Source organism: Streptomyces pyxinicus (assembly GCF_024753135.1).
GTDB lineage: Bacteria > Actinomycetota > Actinomycetes > Streptomycetales > Streptomycetaceae > Streptomyces > Streptomyces pyxinicus.
On sequence record NZ_JANUGP010000003.1, the window covers coordinates 336411 to 357678 of the forward strand.

General features: G+C 75.7%; 15 protein-coding genes and 1 pseudogene. 6 read left to right on the top strand and 10 right to left on the bottom strand.

Going from position 1 to position 21268, the window contains the following annotated elements; all coding sequences use genetic code 11:
* Positions 1 to 4: 4 nt before the first annotated feature.
* Positions 5 to 1975, bottom strand: coding sequence for a HEAT repeat domain-containing protein (locus NX794_RS06725; protein ID WP_258777281.1), 1971 nt, complete (start codon positions 1973 to 1975; stop codon positions 5 to 7).
* Between the two features lie 134 nt (positions 1976 to 2109).
* On the bottom strand, positions 2110 to 3789 hold the full coding sequence (locus NX794_RS06730) for an acyl-CoA dehydrogenase family protein (protein WP_428985858.1): 1680 nt from the start codon (positions 3787 to 3789) through the stop codon (positions 2110 to 2112).
* A 63-nt stretch (positions 3790 to 3852) separates the two neighbouring features.
* On the opposite strand from NX794_RS06730, the gene NX794_RS06735 reads away from it, so the two are divergent.
* The 3 genes from NX794_RS06735 (at position 3853) to NX794_RS06745 (ending at position 9770) form a co-directional block, all read left to right on the top strand.
* Complete coding sequence (locus NX794_RS06735; protein WP_258777283.1) at positions 3853 to 4593, top strand: PaaX family transcriptional regulator C-terminal domain-containing protein; 741 nt, start codon at positions 3853 to 3855, stop codon at positions 4591 to 4593.
* Positions 4594 to 4870: 277 nt separating this feature from the next.
* Positions 4871 to 5446, top strand: coding sequence for a hypothetical protein (locus NX794_RS06740; RefSeq protein ID WP_258777284.1), 576 nt, complete (start codon positions 4871 to 4873; stop codon positions 5444 to 5446).
* 10 nt (positions 5447 to 5456) lie between these two features.
* A complete protein-coding gene (locus NX794_RS06745; RefSeq protein ID WP_258777285.1) occupies positions 5457 to 9770 on the top strand; it encodes a cation-translocating P-type ATPase in 4314 nt (1437 codons plus the stop codon).
* 29 nt (positions 9771 to 9799) lie between these two features.
* Here the strand turns inward: NX794_RS06745 and NX794_RS06750 are convergent, their stop codons facing one another.
* Positions 9800 to 10879, bottom strand: coding sequence for an NADH:flavin oxidoreductase/NADH oxidase (locus tag NX794_RS06750; RefSeq protein WP_258777286.1), 1080 nt, complete (start codon positions 10877 to 10879; stop codon positions 9800 to 9802).
* 269 nt (positions 10880 to 11148) lie between these two features.
* Here NX794_RS06750 and NX794_RS06755 point away from each other — a divergent pair.
* Positions 11149 to 11226: pseudogene (locus tag NX794_RS06755) on the top strand (transcriptional regulator); the annotation flags it as partial.
* Here the strand turns inward: NX794_RS06755 and NX794_RS06760 are convergent.
* Positions 11203 to 12726: a nucleobase:cation symporter-2 family protein gene (locus tag NX794_RS06760; protein ID WP_258777287.1), complete on the bottom strand. Its 1524-nt coding sequence runs from the start codon at positions 12724 to 12726 to the stop codon at positions 11203 to 11205. The pseudogene NX794_RS06755 and the gene NX794_RS06760 sit on opposite strands and share 24 nt — an antisense overlap.
* A 97-nt stretch (positions 12727 to 12823) precedes the next feature.
* A complete protein-coding gene (locus NX794_RS06765) occupies positions 12824 to 14182 on the bottom strand; it encodes an FAD-dependent oxidoreductase (RefSeq protein WP_258777288.1) in 1359 nt (452 codons plus the stop codon).
* Positions 14183 to 14377: 195 nt separating this feature from the next.
* Between NX794_RS06765 and NX794_RS06770 the strand changes: the two genes are divergently transcribed.
* Positions 14378 to 14989: a DUF6214 family protein gene (locus NX794_RS06770; protein ID WP_428985862.1), complete on the top strand. Its 612-nt coding sequence runs from the start codon at positions 14378 to 14380 to the stop codon at positions 14987 to 14989.
* A 32-nt stretch (positions 14990 to 15021) separates the two neighbouring features.
* Here the strand turns inward: NX794_RS06770 and NX794_RS06775 are convergent, their stop codons facing one another.
* The 5 genes from NX794_RS06775 to NX794_RS06795 all read right to left on the bottom strand — a co-directional run bounded on the left by NX794_RS06775 (position 15022) and on the right by NX794_RS06795 (position 19002).
* The gene (locus NX794_RS06775) at positions 15022 to 15696 is read right to left on the bottom strand and encodes a TetR/AcrR family transcriptional regulator (RefSeq protein WP_258777289.1); all 675 of its coding nucleotides are present in this window, start codon (positions 15694 to 15696) and stop codon (positions 15022 to 15024) included.
* Between the two features lie 186 nt (positions 15697 to 15882).
* The gene (locus NX794_RS06780; protein ID WP_258777291.1) at positions 15883 to 16572 is read right to left on the bottom strand and encodes an HAD family hydrolase; all 690 of its coding nucleotides are present in this window, start codon (positions 16570 to 16572) and stop codon (positions 15883 to 15885) included.
* 10 nt (positions 16573 to 16582) lie between these two features.
* Positions 16583 to 17281, bottom strand: a complete 699-nt coding sequence (locus NX794_RS06785) for a phosphatase PAP2 family protein (protein WP_258777292.1) — start codon at positions 17279 to 17281, stop codon at positions 16583 to 16585.
* 193 nt (positions 17282 to 17474) lie between these two features.
* The gene (locus NX794_RS06790) at positions 17475 to 18410 is read right to left on the bottom strand and encodes a M56 family metallopeptidase (protein WP_258777293.1); all 936 of its coding nucleotides are present in this window, start codon (positions 18408 to 18410) and stop codon (positions 17475 to 17477) included.
* A 13-nt stretch (positions 18411 to 18423) separates the two neighbouring features.
* The gene (locus NX794_RS06795; RefSeq protein WP_258777294.1) at positions 18424 to 19002 is read right to left on the bottom strand and encodes a DUF5134 domain-containing protein; all 579 of its coding nucleotides are present in this window, start codon (positions 19000 to 19002) and stop codon (positions 18424 to 18426) included.
* A 168-nt stretch (positions 19003 to 19170) separates the two neighbouring features.
* On the opposite strand from NX794_RS06795, the gene NX794_RS06800 reads away from it, so the two are divergent.
* The gene (locus NX794_RS06800; RefSeq protein WP_258777295.1) at positions 19171 to 20895 is read left to right on the top strand and encodes an FUSC family protein; all 1725 of its coding nucleotides are present in this window, start codon (positions 19171 to 19173) and stop codon (positions 20893 to 20895) included.
* Positions 20896 to 21268: the final 373 nt, after the last annotated feature.

Sequence of the window (21268 nt, forward strand, 5' to 3'; positions counted from 1 at the left end):
GTGCCTACGTCATCGCCAGCACCTCCCGGCACGCCCTCAGCAGGGCCTCGTCCTCGGGGATCGCGTCGTCTCCGCCGGTCATGTGCCGCCGGGGCGAGAGCAGTTCGGTGGCCGGCAGGTCCCGCGCGGGCGCCGCGAACGGGCCCATGGTGGCGAGGGAGCGGGCGATCGGCAGACGGGTGCGCGGGGCCTGGACCCAGGCGGTGCGCAGCACCGGCAGCACCGGGCCCGGGTCCGGGTCGACGCGCCACAGGGCGCAGGCGGCCGCCGCGCGCTGGGCCGGCGGGCCCGAGGCGAGGGCCCGGCGCAGGTGCGGGAGGGCGGGGCGGGCGACCGGGCCCAGTTCACCCAGACGGAGGGCGGCGACGCGGCGGTTGTCCGGGTCCCCCTCCCGTAACTCGCGTAACAACACCGGCAGTACGGCCCCCGCGTCCCGGTCCGCCGACCAGAGCGCGCCCGCCGCGGTGGCCGCGTGCCGGGTGCCGAGCAGGGCACGCAGCGACGGTGCCGCCCGGTCGGTGGCGCCGAGTGCCTCCAGGGTCCGGACCGCCTGGCCAGCCACCGCGTCGCGGGGCCCCAGGCTGTCCGGGGCGCCCGACAGCAGCCGCAGCACCTCCGGGACGGCGTCCGTGTCCCCGACGGCCCGGACCGCCGACAGCAGCGGCGCGGCGAGCCCGGCGGCGGACGGGGAGTCCAGCGGGATCCGGCCGAGGCGGTGCCGCAGCTCGGGAGCCAGGGGGGCCGCGGCCCGGCCGAGGTGGGCGAGTTCGGGGACCAGATCGGGGGGTACCGTCGGCGCGGCCAGCAGGTGGGTCAGGGCCGGCAGGGCCCGGGCATCGCCGGTTCTGGCCAGGGCCTTGAGCGGGTGGCCCAGCAGGGCGGTGCCGCGCTCCCAGCGGTGCGTCCACAGGTCGGGCCGGGCGGCCACCAGCGTGTGCAGGTCGTCGGCGGCGGGCGCGGCCAGGGCGAACAGCTCCGCCAGGACGGTCACCGCCGCCTCCCGTAACCGGTCGTGCTCGGTGGCCAGTTGTGCGCCGAGCAGCCGGACGGGTGTCGTGAAGTCGCCGCGCCGGCCGCGGAACAGGTCCGCCGCCATCCAGGCCGCGTTGCACCGGTCCACCGGGTCCGGGCTGGTCAACTGCCCGGCGAGCAGGGCGATCCGGTCCCCGACCCGGTCGCCCAGCGCGGTGTGCAGGGTGCGCAGCAGCCGGGAGCCCCGCTCGTCGGACGGCCGCAGCCGCCGTATGCGGCCCACCAGGGTGTCGGCCTCGCCGTGCCGTGCCCCGTCGGCCCGGTGCGCGGAGCGCTCCCGCAGCAGCCGTACGGCCGTCGGCACCAGGTCGGCGGGGAGCCGGCCGGGGGTGCCGAGCGCGAGCTGCCCGAGCGCTGCGAGCCGGGTACCGGGCGCGTACGGCGGTGTGCTCAGCTCGGCCAGCAGGTCCACCGCGGCGTCGGCGTGCGCGGGGTGCCGGCGGGCGAACAGGCCCAGCGACTCGGTGAGGGTGTGCAGGACGTCACCGTCCCGCTCGGCCCGCAGACGGCGCCGCAACAGGTCCAGGACGCGGGCCGGTTCGGCCAGGAAGCGGACCAGCGCGCAGGCCGCCGCGCACCGCACCCCGGGGTCCGGGTCCCCGGCGAGGGCGACGAAGTCCTCGGCGCCCGCGCACACCGCCGACCTGGCCCGCCCGTCCCCGTCGGCGCCCTGCGTCCCTATGCTGACCAGCAGTTCCACCAGGGCGCCCCGGTCCGGCACCTCCGGCTGTGCGGCCAGCGCGAACAGGAACGGCACGCAGGCCAGCGTCGAGTCGTACACCCTTCCCTGGTGGTGCACGGCGCCGTAGATCCCGTCGAGCGCGGTCGTCCGCTCGGCGGTGTCCGCGGAGGCCAGCCCCCGTAACCAGCCGGGCACGTCCTCGGCGCTGCCGTGCGCGTGCCGCAGCGAGGCCCAGTCCACCTCGTCGATCCCCCTGAACACGTGTCCTCCCCAGACGAGTGCCATCTGACGGGGAGTGTGCACCACGGCACTGACAGTGGTCCGGAAAGGGTGGCCGACTGTGTGCTGTTCGTCGGCTGTGATCGGCCAGTGGCGGCACCGCGCGCGGGGTGGGATCAGTTTTGGCCGGGCAACGCGCGTTCCAGGATCGTGTCCAGGCCGGTGCCGGCGGGCAGGGTGCCGAAGGCGTGCCCCCAGTCGCCGCCCAGCCGGGTCGCGCAGAAGGCGTCCGCCACCGGGGCCGGGGCGTGCCGGACCAGCAGAGACCCCCCCAGGGCGAGGGCCATCCGCTCCACCAGACGGCGGGCGCCCAGCGGGCCGGTCTCGGCCAACTGGTCCTTCAGCCCGCTCACGGCCGCGTCCAGGCGGGCGTCCGCCCCGCGCGCGAGGGCGAGTTCGGCGAACAGGGCCTCGGGGCTGTCCGGTTCCCGGCCCAGCGCGCGCAGCACGTCGAGCGCGTTGACGTTTCCGGAACCCTCCCAGATCGACAGCAGCGGCGCCTCCCGGTAGTGCCGGGGCATGCCCGAGTCCTCGACGTACCCGTTGCCGCCCAGGCACTCCAGCGCCTCCGCGGTGAACGCCGGGCCCCGCTTGGTGACCCAGTACTTGCCCACCGCGGTGGCGATCCGCCGAAAGGCCCGCTCGCCCTCGTCCCCGCGCGCCGCGCGGTCGGCCGCGCCCGCCAGCCGCAGGGTGAGCGTCGTCGCGGCCTCCGACTCCAGGGCCAGGTCGGCGAGGACGTTGCGCATCAGCGGCTGGTCGATCAGCCGGGCCCCGAACGCGCTGCGGTGCCGGGTGTGGTGGCCCGCCTCGACCAGCGTCTTGCGCATCAGTGTCGCGGACGACATCACACAGTCGAGGCGGGTGCAGTTGACCATCTCGATGATGGTCTTCACGCCCCGGCCCTCCGGACCCACCAGCCAGGCCACCGTCCGGTCGAACTCCGGTTCCGAGGACGCGTTGGAGCGGTTGCCCAGCTTGTCCTTCAGCCGCTGGACACGGAAGGTGTTGCGGCTGCCGTCCGGCAGGACACGCGGCACCAGGAAGCAGGACAGGCCGCCCGGGGCCTGCGCGAGCACCAGGAAGACGTCGCACATGGGCGCCGAGGTGAACCACTTGTGCCCCCGCAGCGTGTACACGCCGGGCTCGCCGGTCGGCGTGGCCGTGGTGGTGTTCGTGCGGACGTCGGAGCCGCCCTGCTTCTCGGTCATGCCCATCCCGGCCAGCAGCCCGGGCTTCTCCGTCGGCACCCGCAGCTCCGGGTCGTACTCCCGGCTGGTCAGCAGGGGCTCGTAGATCTTGGCCAGATCCGGCTGTGCGCGCAGCGCGGGCACGGCGGCGTACGTCATCGACGTCGGGCAGCCGTGCCCCGCCTCCGTGTGTCCCCACACCAGGCCGCCGGCGGTACGGGCCACGTGCGCGCCCGGCCGCTCGTCCGCCCAGGGCGCGCCGGCCAGGCCCTCGGCGACCGCCGTCCGCATCAGGTGGTGCCAGCTGGGGTGGAAGTCCACCTCGTCGACACGGTGGCCGTAGCGGTCGTGGGTGCGCAGCACCGGCTCGTGCCGGTTCGCCAGCTCGCCCCACTCCTGCGCCTGCGCGCTGCCGGCCCGCACCCCCAGCGCGCGCAGGTCCGCCTCGGCCCATCCGGCGCCCTCCCGGCGCACCCCCTCCAGCAGGGCCTGGTCCTCCGAGGCGTCGTACGGGGCGAGCGGCGGGGGCTGGTTGGTGACGTCGTGCGTGACGGAGAGGGGCTGCGACTGCGGCGAGGGTGCGGGTAGCGAGGCCATGAGCGCCATGTTGCACTTCTTCTACGGCCGTGGCAATGATGCAACAGGAGGGGGACCGTACAGTACGTGCCCATGCGTATGAACGTGCCGGCGGAACCGGGTGCGGGGGAGCTGCGGCCGTTGTCCGCGCGGTCCGTCGTGCTGAGCCTGCTGCTCGGCGCGCACCCGCCGAGGCTGCCCGTGAAGGACCTGGTCGACCTGGTGGCGCCCTTCGGGGTCGGCGGCTCCACGCTGCGGGCCGCCCTGAGCCGGATGGTGGCCGCCGGTGACCTGCGGCGCGCGGACGGCGTCTACGGGCTCAGCGACCGGCTGTTGGCCCGCCAGCGCCGCCAGGACGACGCCGTGGACCCCGCCGCGCGCGCGTGGCGCGGCGACTGGGAGATGCTCGTCGTCACCGCGACCGGCCGCGGGCCCGCCGAGCGTGCCGACCTGCGGGCCCGGCTGACCGGCCTGCGGCTGGCCGAACGCCGCGAGGGTGTGTGGCTGCGCCCGGCCAACCTCGACCGCGCCCTGCCGGACGACCTGCGCGCCACGGCCGACCTCTACACCGCCCGCCCCGCCGAGCCCCCGCGCGAGCTGGCCGCCCGGCTCTGGCCGCTGGACGCGTGGGCGGCCACCGCGCGCTCCCTGCTCGCGGTCGCGGCACGGGCCGGGACCCCGGCCGACCGCCTCACGGCCTACGCCGCCTCCGTCCGCCACCTGCTCACCGACCCCGTGCTGCCTGCCGCCCTGCTGCCCGCGCACTGGCCGGGGGAGGCGCTGCGGGCCGCGTACGCGGAGTACCGGCGGGAGCTGGCTCGGGCACTGGGGTGACCTGGCGTGTCGTACCTACGGCGCTGAGCGGCTGAGCCCGCCCACGGTCCGGGCTCGGGGTGGTCGTCCACTGAAGGAGCGGCGGCGCGTCGGGTGACGGACTCGTCCGTCCGGGTCCGGTGCGGTCCTCGGGTGGATCGGGGCGGGTGGCGCCGGTGCGTGGCATGGCGTTCCCTGGGAGAAACCGGTCATTTCACTGCATAGGGGATGACCGGTGCGGTCGTGGGCACCCGGCGGGGATCGGGGGACGGCAAGCGATCTCACCCCGAGGAGAGTCATGGCTGAGCAGAAGTCGTCGTCCACCCTCACGGCGCCCCTGCGCGGCGCGGCCTCGGTGCTCCGCAAGGTGCCCGGCGCGGGGACGGTCACCCGGGCGGCCGAGGGGACGTTGGACAAGGTCGGCGTGGTCTCGCCGCGCGGCCGGCGCATGGCGGTGTACGCCGGTGCCGGACTGCTCGGCGCCGCCGGCGTGGTCGAGTGGCCCGTGGCGCTGACCGGCGCTGCCGTGGCCTGGCTCACCCAGCCCCGGCCCGCGCATCCGCAGGAGGGCGTGTCGATCCACCGCCCCGACCCCGCGCAGGACATCGGCACCGCGGCCCTGCGGTCCGCCGGCGACCCCCTGGCGGACGAACCGGCGACCGGCACCCGCCCGGCCGCCCCGTACCCGCCGGCGGGCACCGAGCCGCCGGGCCCCGTCGAGACACCGCCGGCGCCACCGACGCCGTCGGCCGGTGAGCCCTCCGGGCCCCCGAAGGCGGCCCGGCACACCCCGCCGGCGCCCGCGGCGAACGCCCCGAAGCCCTCGCACGGCCCGCTCGGACCCACCGCGCGGCCCGACCGCACCACGCTCTGAGGAGAGGGATGTGCTCAGTCTGCTGACGGTGCCCGCCACCGCCGCACGTCTGCTGCCCGCGGCCCCGCGACTGCTCGCGCGGGCCGCGGCGCCGGCCGTCGGGGTGGCCGCCGGCGCCGCCGCCGGGACGGCACGCGCCGGGGTGCGCGGCGCCGACGCCGCCGTACGGGTGGCGCGCGTGGCCCGCAACACGCTGCCCGGCACCGACGACCACTGGCGGGCCGGTGCCCGCGCCCACCTGGCCCTCCGCCCGGCGGAAACCGGTGCCGCGCACCCGGGCGGTACCGCCCACCTGGCGCGCCGGGTGGCCGAGGCGCTGGCCGAACGGCCGGACGTCCTCGTCGCCTACTGGGACGAGGGACTCGCCCGCCTGGTGATCACCGCGACCGGCGAGGAGGCGGCCGACCAAGTCGTGGCGCACGCCGCCGGACTGGCCCAGCGGCACGGGCTGCTGCTGTCCGCCGACGACGTGGAGGAGACCACGCACCCCGCCGACCCGGCCGGGGTGCGGCAGGCCGTGGCCGCCCTGGCCGCCGACTGCGCCGGCGTCGGCGTGGCCGTCGGCGCCTACTCCCTGCGGCTGCCGCCCTCGCCCCGCATGGTGACCGCGGCGGTGACGCTGCTGCGCGAGAACCCCCGCTTCCGGACCTGGCTGCGCGACCGGCTCGGCCCCGCCCGCATGGACCTGGCACTCGCCTGCGCCAACGCGGCCGTGCACGGCGCCGGCCAGACCCCCACCTCCCTGGTGCTCGACGGCGCCCTGCGCGGCTGCCAGGTGTTCGAGACCGCGGCCCGCGCCGCCGCGTTCGACACCGTCCACGACCGGCTGTGCGCACCCGACCGGGTCAGCCTCGCCGACCGGGGCGCGCCCCGGCCGCCGCTGCGCGAGTCCCCGGCCCAGGAGTACGCCTCGCACGCCTCCGCCGGAAGCCTGCTCGGCGCCGCCGCCACCCTGCTCGTCAAGCACAACACCACCGAGGCCGCCGAAGCCGTACTGGCCGGCTCGCCGAAGGCGGCCCGCTACGGTCCCGCCGCCTTCCACGCCCTCCTCAGCGCCGCCCTCGCCCGCACCGGCGTCCTGGTCCGCGACCCCGAGCGGCTGCGCCAGCTGGAGATGGCCGGCACGGTCGTCCTGCACTCCGGCGCGCTGCGTGGCCCGGACGGCGAGGCCGACCCCTGGGCCGAGCCGGTGCTGGACGCCGCACGCCGGGCGGGGCTGCGCGTCGTACTCGTCGACGACCCGGCGCTCAGGGACTTCACCATGCTCGCCGACCAGGTGGTCGACACGCGCCGGCCGCTGGACGACGTGGTGTACGAGGCGCGCGGCGAGGAGGGCACCGTCCTCACGGTGGCCCGGGTCCGCTCGGGCGACGAGCAGGACGTCCTGGCCGCGCTGCGCGCGAGCGACGTCGCGGTCGCCCTGACCGACCAGGACGGCGCGGTCGTGTGGGGCGCGGACATCCTGGCCCTGGGCGGCCTGCCCGACGTGTGGCGGGTGCTCGTCGCCGTACCGGCCGCGCGCGGTGTCGGCCGGCGGTCGCAGACGCTGGCCCGCTCCGGTGCCGCGCTCTCCGGGCTCCTCGTGGCCGTCGGCGAGTCCGGCGGCGGACGCGGCCGGCTCGCCCTGCTGCCCGGCCTGCGGCACGCACCCGTCGACGTCGGTGCCGCCACCGCCCTGCTGTCCGGAGCCCGCGCCGCGTTCGGCGTGGCCACGGCCCGCGCCCCGCATCCGCGCCCGCGCGTGCACTGGCACGAACTGGAGCCGGACGAGGCCCGTGAGCGGCTGGAACGCGAACCGGCCGCCGGGACCGGACCCGGCGAACACCTGGCCGGCCGGGTGCGCGAGGCTGCCGCCGGCGTCGCCGGACACCCCGCCGTGGCACCCCTGCGCTGGTCCTACCAGCTGGGCCAGGCCGTGCGCGGCGAACTCCACGACCCGCTCACCCCGGTGCTCGCGGTCGGCTCGGCGGCGTCGGCGATCCTCGGCTCGGTCGTGGACGCGCTGCTCGTCGTCGGCGCCCTCGACCTGAACGCACTCGTCGGCGGCGTCCAGCGGCTGCGCGCCGAACGGGCGCTGTCCGGACTGGTCGCCGACCAGCAGCAGAAGGCACGCGTCGTGCCGCCCGAGGAGGAGGCGCCGGCCGGCGGCACCCGCACCGTGGCGGCGGGCCGGCTGCTGCCCGGCGACGTGATCCAGCTCAAGGGCGACGACGTCGTCCCGGCCGACGCGCGGCTGCTGTGGCAGGACGGACTGGAGGTCGACGAGTCCGCGCTGACCGGCGAGTCGCTGCCGGTGGAGAAGCAGACCGACCCGACCCCGCACGCCCCGGTCGCCGACCGGAGCTGCATGGTCTTCGAGGGCACGACCGTGGTGGCCGGCGAGGCCCGCGCCGTCGTGGTCGACACCGGGGAGCACACCGAGGCCGCCCGCGCCGTGCACCTGGCCGCCCGCACGCCCCCGGCCGGCGGAGTACAGGCCCGGCTCCAGGACCTCACCCGCAAGGCGCTGCCGCTGACCCTGGCGGGCGGTGCCGCGGTCACCGGTCTGGCGATGCTGCGCGGCACCTCCATCCGGGAGGCGGTCAGCGGCGGTGTCGCGGTGGCCGTGGCGGCCGTGCCCGAGGGGCTGCCGCTGGTGGCCACGGTCGCCCAGCTCGCGGCGGCCCGGCGGCTGAGCCGGGGCGGCGTGCTGGTCCGCACCCCGCGCACGCTGGAGGCGCTGGGCCGCATGGACACCATCTGCTTCGACAAGACCGGCACCCTGACCGAGAACCGGCTGCGGCTCGTGCGGGTCTCCGACACCGAGGGCACCGTCCGGCCGGCGCGCGACGCGGGCTCGGCGGACGCCGTCCGCTCGGCGGCACGCGCCTGCCCCCGCTTCAACGGCGGTTCCGAGCGCCCGGTGCACGCCACCGACGAGGCGGTCCTGGCGGCGGCCGAGCCGGACCCGGAGTGGACCCAGCTCGCGGGCCTGTCGTTCGAGGCGGCGCGCGGCTACGCGGCCGCCGTCGGCCGCGCCGGGGACGGTCCGCCCGTGCTCGTCGTGAAGGGCGCACCGGAGACCGTGCTGCCCGCCTGCACCGGCCTCGCCGAGCACGCCCAGGAATCCGCCCACACGCTCGCCGGCAGCGGCCTGCGCATCCTCGCGGTGGCCGAACGGCCCCTCGGCCGGGACGAGAACGAGTCCGACGTCCTCGAACAGCCGCTGGCCGACCTGGAGTTCACCGGACTGCTCGCCCTGTCCGACGTACCCCGCGACACCTCCACGGCCCTGGTGCACGGTCTGACGGAGGCCGGGGTACGACCGGTCATGCTCACCGGCGACCACCCGCAGACCGCGCGGGCCATCGCCGCCGACCTGGGCTGGCCCGAGGACACCGTGGTCGTGACCGGCGACGAACTGGCGGCGGCCGACCGGGCGTCCCGGGCCCGGATGCTGCGCGACGCCGGTGTGGTCGCGAGGGTGGCACCCGAGCAGAAGCTCCAGGTCGTGGAGGCGCTGCGGGACGCCGGCCGGGTGGTCGGCATGGTCGGCGACGGCGCCAACGACGCGGCGGCCATCCGCGCCGCCGACATCGGCGTCGGCATCAGCGCCCGGGGCTCGGCCGCCGCGCGCAACGCCGCCGACATCGTCCTCACCGCCGACGACCTGACCGTCCTGATCGACGCGGTCGGCGAGGGCCGGGCCCTGTGGCACAGCGTGGCCGACGCCATCGCCATCCTGATCGGCGGCAACGCCGGCGAGGTCGGCTTCGGCATCCTGGGCACGCTGCTGTCCGGACGGGCGCCGCTGTCCACCCGGCAGATGCTCATGGTGAACCTCTTCACCGACCTGTTCCCGTCGATGGCCGTGGCGGTGACGGAGAAGGAGGGCGAGGCGGACCTGGCGCACGTCGAGGAGGCGGCCGGGGTGCTCGGCGAACCCCTGCTCCGGCAGATCCGGCACCGGGCCCTGACCACCTGCCTGGGCGCGCTCACCGCCTGGCTGATCGGCCGCTACACACCGGGCACCGCCCGCCGCGCCGGCACCATGGCGCTGTGCGGTGTGGTCGGCACCCAGCTCGCGCAGACCCTGCTCGACCGGCGCGACAGCCGCCTGGTCCAGGTCACCTCACTGGGGTCGGCCGCCGCCCTGGTCGCCGTCGTCCAGACCCCCGGCGTCAGCCGCCTCGTCGGCTGCACCCCGCTCGGCCCGGTCGCCTGGGCCGGCGTCGCCGCGGCGATCGCCCTCGCCCTGGCCGGACAGCGCGCCCTGCCCCGCCTGGAGGAGACGATCGGCCGCCTGCTGCCCGACCGGCAGAATCCGACACCGGAGCCGGCCTGAGAAGCCCGCCCCCGGCGCCGCCGCCGACCTCACACCGACCGGTGGTACTGGTCAGGTACCCGCACCTCGCCGCCCAGTTCGCGTGCCGCGCGCCGGGCCCAGGACGGGTCGCGGAGCAGTTCGCGGCCCAGGAACACCGCGTCCGCCTCGCCGTTGGCGATGATCTTCTGGGCCTGCTCGGCCTCCGTGATCAAGCCGACGGCGCCGACGGGCAGCGGCGTCTCCGCCTTCACCCGGGCGGCGAACGGCACCTGGTAGCCCGGCTCGACCGGGATGCGGACGCGGGGGGCGTTGCCGCCGGTCGACACGTCGAGCAGGTCGACACCGTGGGCGTGCAGATCGCGGGCGAGACGCACCGTGTCCTCGGCCGTCCAGCCGCCCTCCGCCAGCCAGTCGGTGGCCGACACCCGGAAGAACACCGGCTTGTCGTCCGGCCACACCTCGCGTACCGCGTCGACGACCTCCAGCGCGAACCGTACGCGGTTCTCGTACGAGCCGCCGTAGGCGTCGGTGCGGTGGTTGGAGTGCGGGGAGAGGAACTCGTGGACGAGGTAGCCGTGGGCGCCGTGCACCTCCACGACCTCGAAACCGGCGGCCAGCGCCCGGCGGGCCGCGTCCGCGAACTGCCCGACGATCTCCTCGATCCCGTCCACCGTCAGCTCGGCCGGCACCGGGTGGCCCGCGTCGAAGGGCGACGGGCTCGGGGCGACCGGCTGCCAGCCGTGCTCCTCCGGACCGACCGGCCCGCCACCGCGCCACGGCCGCTCCGTGGACGCCTTGCGGCCGCTGTGCGCGAGCTGGATGCCGGGGACCGTGCCCTGGGAGACGAGGAAGCGGGTGATCCGGCGGAAGGCCTCCACCTGCGTGTCGTTCCACAGGCCGAGGTCGTACGGCGAGATCCGGCCCTCGGGCGAGACCGCCGTCGCCTCGGTCACGATCAGGCCGGTGCCGCCCGCGGCCCGGGCGGCGTAGTGCGCGAAGTGCCAGTCGTCCGGCGCGCCGGTCAGCGGGCCCTCCGGCGCGGCCGAGTACTGGCACATCGGGGCCATCCAGACGCGGTTCGCGATGGTCACCCCGCGCAGGGTGATGGGCTCGAAGAGCGCGCTCACGACGGACTCCAATCGTCACGGGACCAGCGATCGCTCGTACGATAACGCTCGTACTACGAGAGCTGTCAAACTACGACGTCTCTCGTACAATGCGGGAAGCGGGCCGCAGCCGCACGCGGTCCGCGCGCCCGGCCCCCGTGTCCGCGTCCGAGGGGCCCCGACGAAAGGCAGCCGCCGTGACCGACACCGCCACCCCCGGGCGGGCGCTGCCGCACCCGGAGCGTGGGGACATCCGGCTGGAGTCGGTGCTGCACGCGCTCTCGGACCCCATGCGGCTGCGGATCGTACGCGAACTCGCCGCGAAGGAAACCGAGTTGACCTGTTCACAGTTCGACCTGCCGGTGACCAAGTCCACCACCACGCACCACTTCCGGGTGCTGCGCGAGAGCGGGGTCCTCCGGCAGGTCTACCGGGGCACGGCCAAGCTGAACGTCCTGCGCCGGGACGACCTGGACGGCCTCTTCCCGGGACTGCTCGACAGTCTGCTCGCCGCCGCCGACCGGCAGCACCGCCGGCTCGGCGACACCGTCTGAGGCCGGATCCGCCTTCTCCGGGAGGTGAGGGAAGAGCAGGTTCAGCACGATCGCGGACAGGCAGCCCGCGCTGATGCCGCTGTTCATCACGGTCTGGAACCAGTCGGGGAACTTCGCGTAGACCGTCGGCACGCCCACCGGCAGCATGCCGATCGCCACCGAGACGGCCACCACGGTCAGGTCGTGGGTGCCTTGGAAGTCGACGCGGGCCAGCGTCCGCAGCCCACTGGCCGCCACCGTCCCGAACATCACCAGACCCGCCCCGCCCAGCACTGGCGCCGGGATCGCCGCGACGACCGCGCCCAGCTTGGGCAGCAGCCCGAGCAGCACCAGGATCGCACCGGCCGCCGCGACCACCCAGCGGCTGCGCACCCGCGTCATGCCGACCAGGCCGACGTTCTGCGCGTAGGCCGTGTACGGGAAGGTGTTGAAGACACCGCCGAGCACCGTGGAAAGCCCGTCCGCGCGCAGCCCGTCGGCCAGCGGCCGGCCCTCGACCCGGCGCCCGGTCAGCTCTCCCACGGCGATCAGGTCACCGGTCGTCTCGGTCATCGTCACCAGCGCCACCACCAGCATGGACACGATCGGCGACACCTTGAACTCGGGCGCGCCGAAGTGGAACGGCGTGCTGATCCCGAGCCAGTCGGCGTCCGCCACGCCACCGAAGTCGGTGAACCCGAACGGCACCGCGACCGCCAGCCCCACCGCGATGCCGATCAGGACGGCGACCCGGGCGAGCGCGGCCGGCCCGAACCGCTGCACCCCCAGCACCACCAGCAGCACGAAGCCCGCCAGCGCCAGGTTCCTCGGCTCCCCGAAGTCCTTCGCACCGGCGCCGCCCGCCGCCCAGTTGCCCGCGACCGGCAGCAGCGACAGCCCGATGATCAGGATCACCGTGCCCGTCACCAGCGGCGGGAAGAAGCGCAGCAGCCTGCCGAAGACCGGCGCCAGCAGCATGATCGCGAGCCCCGCGACGATCACCGCGCCGTAGATCGCGGGCAGTCCGCCACCCGTCTTACCGATCAGCACCATCGGCGAGACGGCGGCGAACGTGCACCCCTGCATGATCGGCAGCCGCACCCCGAACCGCCGGAACCCCACGCACTGGATCAGTGTGGCGATGCCGCACACCAGCAGATCGGCCGTGATCAGGTACGCCAGGTCGGCGGGCGACAACTTCATCGCGCCACCGACGATCAACGGCACCGCGACCGCCCCCGCGTACATCGCCAGCACGTGCTGCAAGCCGAAGGCGGCCAGGTGCCGGGCCGGTGGTATCGCGTCGACGGGGTGCACCTCGGCGGTCGTACTCATGGGGACTCCAGGGCGGCGGCGGGGGAGACGAGCGAACAGGACGAGACCGTACGAGCCTTGAACAGATTGTTGATTTCCAGGCTGTTGCCGCTGTGTGTCACGGCTCCCGACGCCCGGCGGGACCCGACTGCGCCGCCCCGAGCAGCGCCTCCCAGTCGGCCAGCTTGACCGCGCCCCGCCCCAGACCCGCCCCCAGCGCGGCCTCGGCCCGCTCGATCGACAGCCACCCGCTCCAGGGCACCGGCTCGACGCCCGCCGCCCGCAGCACCGGCACCGCGTCCTCGGGCACCGTCCGGTGCTCCAGCGCGGGCGCGTCGGCGAGCAGGGAGAGCGCCGTCTCCTTCGCACAGGGCCGGTTGGAGCCGATGACGCCCGACGGGCCCCGCTTGATCCACCCGGCGACGTACTCACCGGGGGAGGGGACGCCGTCACGGACGACCCGCCCCGCCAGGTGCGGAACCGTGCCGGTCGCGGCGTCGAACGGCAGCCCCTCCAGCGGCACCCCGCGATAGCCGACCGAGCGCAGCACCAACTGCGCCGGCACGTCCTCGAACCGGCCGATGCCCCGCACGCCGCCGAGCCCGTCCGGAGCCGTCCGCTCGAACCGCACGGCCCCCACCCGGCCCCCCGCGCCTTCCAGCAGGGCGACCGGGCGCAGGAAGAAGCGCAGCCGGATCCGCCGCCCGGCCGCCGCCGGGGGCCGCTCCACCCAGCCGCGCAGCACCTCCAGGTTCCGGCGCGGTACGGCGGGCAGGGTGCGGGGGTCGACCGGGTCCAGCGTCAACTCGCCTCGGTCGACCGACACTTCGGTGCCCGGCAGTACACCCAGCTCGCGCAGCTCCTTGGTCGTGAAGCGGGCCTGCGCCGGACCGCGCCGGCCCACCATGTGCACCTCGCGTACCGCGCTCGCGGACAGCTCGTCGAGGGCCGCCTGCGGGATGTCGGTCGGGCGCAGTTCGGCGGAGCCCCGGAGCAGCATCCGCGTGACGTCCACCGCGACGTTGCCGACCCCGATCACCACCGCCGAGCGCACCCCGCGCAGGAACCCCGCGTCGGCCGCGTCCGGATGCGCGCTGTACCAGGCCACGAACTCGGTCGCCGACCAGCTCCCCGGCAGCTCCTCGCCGGGGACGCCGAGCCCGCGGTCGCCGGCGGCGCCCACGCAGTACACCACCGCGTGGTACAGCTCCCGCAGCCGCACCGGAGGCAGCCCGCCCGGACCGCCCACCCGGACACCGCCGAGGAACCGCACCCGCTCGTGCTCCAGCACCGTACGCAGGCTGCCCTGGAGGGACTTGATCTTCTCGTGGTCCGGGGCGACGCCGTACCGGACCAGCCCGTACGGGCACGGCAGCCGGTCCAGGACGTCGACGCGCACCCCGGGATCCAGCTGGACGAGGCTCTGGGCGGTGTAGCACCCGCTCGGCCCGGAACCGACGACGGCGACTCGCAGCACGGCGGACTCCTCACCGGAGGGAGGACGGTGTGCGGATGGCTCCAGCATCCCACCGCCGGGCCCGTGACGGCAGGGTCCGGCGGGGTGACGCGGACGCGTGTCCGTTCGTATGGAATGTGATCATGCGGTTACCTTGCGGGGGTGTCAGGAGCAGCGTTTCTCGATCTGTCCCGGCGGAGCGCGCGGGACGGCGCCATCTCCGTGTGGCCCGCGTGGACGGTGCGGGAGCACGGCGGCGACCTCGCCTGGTTCCATGTCCTGCTGGCCTTCCCGGACGGCGCCCGCGTCGACGCCCTCGCCGTGCTGAGCGGCGGGTCCGTCTCCGTCGAGGACGTCAGCGCCGAGCCCGCCCTCTCCCTCGCCGACCTGAAGGCGCTGCCGGAGTGGATCGAGGCACCGCTGTTCACCGCGTGCGGGGTGGCGGACGGGGCGGGTGCGGGGGCCGGGGGAAGTGCCCGACCATCCGAGGAGTCCGCCGCTCGCGAGGCGGAGCCGGTCCTCTGCGACACTGAGCCCGCACTCTGCGATGCCGAGCCCGCCCGCCTCGCCGACCTGCCCGCCGGGGCACCGCCGGGCTGCGCCACTGCGACTGCGACTGCCACCGCCGGCCGGGCCCGGCAGGCGTGGCCGCGCGGGACCGAGGGCCGCCGGCTCGCCGCCGAGGAGTACCGGGCCGCGCAGCGGCAGGGCACCGATCCGGTCCTCGCGGTCATGAGCGCCACCGGGCACGGCCGCCGCCGCTCCCTCAAGCTGATCGCCCAGGCACGGGACGCGGGCTTCCTGACACCGAGGCACGCCCGCCGCTGACCCCCGTGACGCCCCGGGCACGCCCTCGTCCGTCAGGCGGAGCCCGGCCCTTCCCCCGTGGCGAAGAACCGGGACAGGTCCGGGTCGGGCTCCCGGGCCGCTCCCCGCCCGACACTCTCCGGTGGTACGCCCAGCTCCCAGCCGAGCCCGTAACGCCGGAACAGCTCGGCCCGCAGCACCGGGACGGGCATCGGCACGCCGGGCACCAGGGCGGCGTACACCGCGCCCATCAGCACGGCTCGCAGCAGTGGGTAGTCGGCCGAGACGTCCTCGGAGCCGTACCGGGCGACGGTCTCGCCGAGCAGCTCCGACAGCCGCCGCTGCTCCGGGCACTGCACGAAGCCCTCCGCCTGGAGCAGCCCCGCCATGTGCTGCCGCATGAGCACCGGCCGGTCCCGGGCCAGCCCCAGGATCGCGTCGATGGCCCGGGCCAGCCGCTCCCGGCCGTCCTCGGTGCGCGGCTCCCGCTCCAGCGCCTCCTCCAGCGTGCGGTGCATCAGCCGGTGTACCGCCGACTGCACCAGCTGGCGCTTGCCGGGGAAGTAGTACGAGACCAGACCGCGTGCCGAACCCGCGCGGTCCGCGATGTCGCCGAGCGTCGTGGCCTCGAAGCCGCGCTCGCCGACCAGCTCCAGGGCGGCGTGCAACAGCCGTTCCCGGGAACGCCGCCGCAACTCTTCATTGACCGAGGGGCTGCGCGGGGACATCCTGTAACTCCTGCGTTGACTGGCTGCCAGCCAACTATACTCAGGGCACCGGGCTCCGCCATGCGCGGGACCTGCCGAGAGCTGCCGTCCGTCTGGGGCGACGCGGGGGATCGTCTCAGACGGACGGCGCGAGGCCCACGCATGGGCACCCAGGTCGAGGGCGGTCGGGGCCGGGCCCCGGGGCGGTCAGCCCACCAGGTCGAGTACCGGAAGCAGCGCGTCGGGTCGCAGGTGAGCCGGCAGATGGTCTACGAAATGGACGCGGCAGCCGAGCGCGGTCGCACCGCCGTCCGCCGCCCTGTTGTCGCCGACCATCAGCGTCCGCGCCGGATCGACGCCCAGCGCCTCGCAGGCGACCGAGAACAGCCGCGGGTCCGGCTTCTGCACGCCGTGCTCGTACGACAGCACGTACGCGTCGACAAAGGGGTCGAGCCCATGCGCGCGGAACACCGGGCGCAGGTCCCAGCCGATGTTGCTGACCACGCCCACCGCGACGCCGCGCTCGCGCAGGGCCCGCAATACCTCGACGGCGTCGGGGTAGGGCGACCAGGCGGCCGGGGTCATGTGCCGCTCGTACAGGGCGTCGTGGAGCGCCGGGTCGGGCAGCGGCACCCGCCGGGACAGGCCCGTGTAGGCGGCCCGGTGCAGTCGCGCGCTCTTGTCCCGTACCGCCCACGCCCCGGCCAGCTCGCCCGGCAGCTGCCTCGGCTCGGCGCCGCCCGGCAGGGCACCGGCCGCCTCCAAGGCCTGTGCCGCACGCTCCAGTTCGGGTTCGGAAAGGAGGATGCCGGAATCGTCCAGCACCGCCCGCAGCCAGGACTCGGTGGACTCGACGCGGAACAGCGTCCCGGAGAAGTCGAACAACACGGCTGCCATGCGCGGGACTTCACCCGCGCCGCCGGCCGGTCGGTTCGGCCCGCCGGGCCCACGGCCACTCGTACGCCACCACGGCCAGCGCCACCAGCAGGGCGCCGAACAGCCAGCCGCCCACCACGTCCGACGGCCAGTGCACACCCAGCCACACCCGGGTGACACCCACACCGGGCACCGACACCAGCGCCACCGCGACGGCCGTACGCCACACCGCGCGGCCCGCGCCGTGGCGGTGCAGCAGCCACAGCAGCAGGCCGGCGACGACCGTGGCCGTCATCGCGTGCCCGGAGGGGAAGGCCGCGTAGTGGGCGGAGTCCACCGGGTCCGGCCACACCGGCCGGGGACGGTCCACGGCCGCCTTCACCACCTGCTGCACGAGCGTCGCCAGGGCACAGGTGACCGCCAGCCACAACGCCGTCCACCAGGCCGCCCGCCGCCACACCAGCCACACCACGGCCGCGGCGGCCACCAGACGCATGGTCAGCGGATCCCACACCCAGTCCGTCAGCACCCGGAAGACGTCCGTCACCGCCCCCTCCCGCACCGCCCAGCGGTGGAACGTACGGGAGAGGTCGTCGTCCGCCGCGAGCAACGGGTGCCAGCCAACGGCGACCAGGACCAGGAGCGCCACGGAGCAGGCGCCGAGCAGGGCGGCCGTGCGGAGCGCGGTGCGGGGGCGGGGCGGGGCGGGTGCGGTGGGTGGACGGTGCATTCCGCGATCTTCGCCGACCGGGCGGCCGTGAGGCCAATGGCGGCCGCCGTGAGGCCGGTGGCGGAGGTCGTGGGTCCGGCCCGGGCCGGGCCGACTCACTGGTCTGGTGGGCCCGTGCGGGAACGGCGTCAGCCGAGCGTCCGGAGCACGGGTACGAGGGTCACGAGCACCGGTACCACGGCGGCGACCGCTGTCAGCCCAGCGTCCGGAGCGCGGGTACGAGGGTCACCAGTACCGGCACCACCGGCACGAGCGCCGCGGCCGCCGTCAGGCGCAGGCGGTGCGGTGCGGACAGCCGGTCCGGCGCGGTCAGCAGCCGGTGCACCCGCTGCGGCACGTGCGCCAGCGGGGTCGGCGTGGGGCCGAACACGCCGCGTTCCTCGTTGAGTTCGACCAGCGCAAGCGCCGTGGTCAGTCGGCCGAAGCGCCGTGAGGCCACGTCGTCGGCGGCCAGTTCGACCAGCCGGTGCATCTCGTCGCGGAACGCACCGAACACCGGGACCTGCGGGAACCCGGTGGCCAGCGCGGTCGAGCAGTGCAGCAGCCAGTCGTGCCGCGCCTGCGCGTGCCCCTGCTCATGGGCGAGCAGCGCGTCCAACTGGCGACCCTTCAGGCGTCGCAGAGCGGCTGTGGTGACGATCAGCCGGGGCGCCGTACCGGGCAGCCACCAGGCGTCGGGGCGCTCGCCCTCCAGCACCACCAGCGGGCCGTCGGCCAGCTCCTCGCCCGGCAACAGCGGTGCGCGCACCAGGAGTTCGGCCCGCCGCGCACGCCGCCGGGTCCGGTCCCGTACGACCTCGCGTACCAGCATCGCCAGGGTCCACAGTCCACCCGAGGCGAGCAGGACGGCGGTCGCCGCCGCCCAGGGCCCGGCCGTACCGAGGGCGTAGGCCTCCACGACCGCGCGCGGCGCCGGCGCGAACACGTGCCCGCGCACCGCCTGCCAGGCCGCGGCGGCGCTGAGCGTCATCGACAGCGCGCAGCACAGCAGGACGGCCGCCACCGCGCACTGCCACGCCCACAGGGCGACGACCGGTTCACGGTCCGGCCAGTCGGCCCGGGCGAGCAGCCGCGGGGCCACGACGGCGGTCAGGGCGCCGAGCAGCAACAGGGTCTCCGGGACCATCATGGACGCAGCCTATTCACATGGTGAGGAGCATGGCCACCATCCCGATGGCCATCGACAGCCGGCACGCCCGCGCCAGCTCCGGCCGGTCGCCCCAGCGGAGGGCGGCTGGCCCGCTGCTGGTGACGCCGACGGCCATCCCGGTACCGGTGGCGGGCACCAGTCGGGCGCCGGACAGCAGTACGTACCCGGTGAAGTACAGCAGCAGTGCGCCGGTGAGCGCAGGCGCGCCGGCGCCGCCGTGTGCGTGCGCGTGGTGGGCGGCCGACGGGGCCGCGGTCATCGTGACCGACATGTAGACCATCGCTCCGGCGCCGACCAGGTGGTGCAGATGGTGAGGGGCGGCGCGGGCGGCCCACAGCGCGTGCAGGGCCGCCCCGGCGAACACCGCGACGTAGAGCGGCCAGGTCCATTCCGGCGGTGTGAACACCGCCGCCGGGACGGCCATCACGGCCATCCCGAAGCCCATCAGCGCCTCGCCGCCCGCGGCCCGGCGCTGCTCCTCGACGCCGCTGCGCATGCGCAGCAGACAGTAGGCCCCGGTCGCCGCACACAGGGCGACCAGCAACCAGGCTGCCGCCACCGGTCCGTGCATGCGCGCCTCCCCGCTCGACGGTCGGTCGAGGGTGCGATGCCCACGCCAGGCGGAGCGCACGCGAGCGCAAGGGTGTACGCGGGGGGCATGGGGCGGAGCACGGCCGGCGGGAGTACCCCCGGACCGTGTATATATTTCACGAGTAAAACACATGCTAAATTGGTATGTATGAGTCGTGCGACCCCCCATCGTCTTCCCCTCGCCGGAGCGTTCCGCCTGGGGCGGCCCTCCGACATCTGGTTCAAGCCCGCGCTGAGCGTGGTCGCCTCGGTCCTGCCGCCGAACCTGGCCCTGCTGGCCCTCGGCCGCCTCGACCTCGCCATGTACACCATGGCCGGCTCCCTGTGTGCCCTCTACGGCCACAATCGGCCCTACGCCGCCCGCGCCCGGACCCTGGCGTGGGTGATCCTCGGCATGGTCGGCGGTCTCGCCGTGGCTCTGCTCACGGCCGCGCTCACCTCCGACGCCGTCGTCCTGGTCACGGTCGGCGCACTCCTGGCCGCCGCGCAGAAGACGGTGTGCGACGCCACCCGCGTCGGGCCGCCCGCCAACGTCGTCCTGACCTTCATCAGCTCCGCCTCGCTGTTCGCCCCGCAGACGCTCGGCCAGGTGCCGGGACACATCGGTCTGGCCCTCGCGGCGGGAGCCTGGGCCTGGCTGGTCGGGATGGCGCCCGGACTGCTGCGCCCGCACGGGCCCGAGCGCCGCGCCACCGCCCAGGCGCTCAACGCCACCGCCGCGTACGCCGACACCTGCGGCACCGGCGACGGCCACGCCGGCGCCCGGGCCGCGAGCGCCGCCGCCATCCACACCGGCTGGCAGTCGCTGCTCGCCGCCGGCGCCCGCCCCGACCGCACCCGGCGCGCCCTCGAACAGCTCCTGGTCCGCGCCGAGATCGCCCTCGCCGCCCCCGCCGACGCCGATCCCGCACGCCTGCGTGCCTGGGCCCGGCAACTGCGCGGCAACGGCCCGGTGCCGCGGGTCGCGCCGCCGCGCGAGTCGGACAACGGACTCCTGGACGACGGACTCCTGGGCGACGAACTGCTGGGCGACGAACTGCTGGACGACGAACTGCTGGGTGTCGACCTCGAACGCGCACAGCCGCGCAGGCCGCTGCGGCGACTCCTCGGCCCCCTCGCGCCGATCGCCGTCCGCACCGCCGTCGGCTGCGCCCTGGCCGGCTACGCGTCCCTCGCCCTCGGCGTCGGCCGCCCCTACTGGGCGCTGGTCACCGCCGCCTCCCTCTACCAGGCCAACGTCACCCTCACCTGGAGCCGCGGCCTCCAGCGCGTCGTCGGCAATCTCCTCGGCGTCCTCGCCTTCGCCGCCCTCGCCCCGCTCGCCCATCTGCACCCCGCCCTCCTGGTCCTCGCCTCTGCCGCCCTGAACTTCGGCGCCGAGGCGCTGATGAGCCGCAACTACTGGCTCGGCAGCGTCTGCGTCACCCCCATGGCGCTGCTCGTCACGGAGTTCGCCCACACCCAGGACGCCGGCCGGCTGATCACCGAACGGGTCCTGGACACCCTCGTCGGCGCGCTCGTGGGCCTCGTCGCCGCGGTCGCCGTCACCAACCGGCGCGCCGGCGACCGCCTGGAACAGGCGCTGACCACGGCGGAACGCGCCCGCGAAGACGCCGCCCGGCTGCTCGCCGCACCGGATTCCGCGCCACGCGCTCTGGAGCCGGCCCGCCGCGCCCTCGCCGCCGCCCTCGTCGACCTGCGCGCCACGGCCGACGCCGCCGCCGGCGAGTGGTGGCAGCGCGCCCTGCCCGAGGAGCGGGTCGTGCTCACCGAGCAGGCCGGACACCGTACGCTCGCCGCGACGGTACGACACCAGGACCTCGTACCGCGGGACCACGACACCGGCAGGACGACGGAGGACACACGGCCATGACGGCGACGAACGGCGAACCGCCGCCCGCCAACGAAACGGTTGCCGCCGGGTCGGGGGAGGAACTTCCGGCTGCCGCCGGGCTGGGGGAGGGGCCTTTGGTCGCTGCCGGGTCGGAGGAGGGGGTTCCGGTTGCCGAGTCTCCGGCTGCCGCCGCGTTCGGGGATGAGTCTCCCGTCGCCGCCCGACTGGAGCCTGAGTCCCCGGCTGCCGCCCGGTCGGAGCCCGAACCGCCGGCTGCCGCCGGGCCGGGCGGGGAGTCTTCGGTTGCTGCCGGGTTTGAGTACGATCCCCTCGCAGCCGCCGGGCCGGAGCACGAACTCTCAGTTTCCGCCCGCCCCGGGCACGAGCCCCCGGCAGCCTCCCACCCCGACCA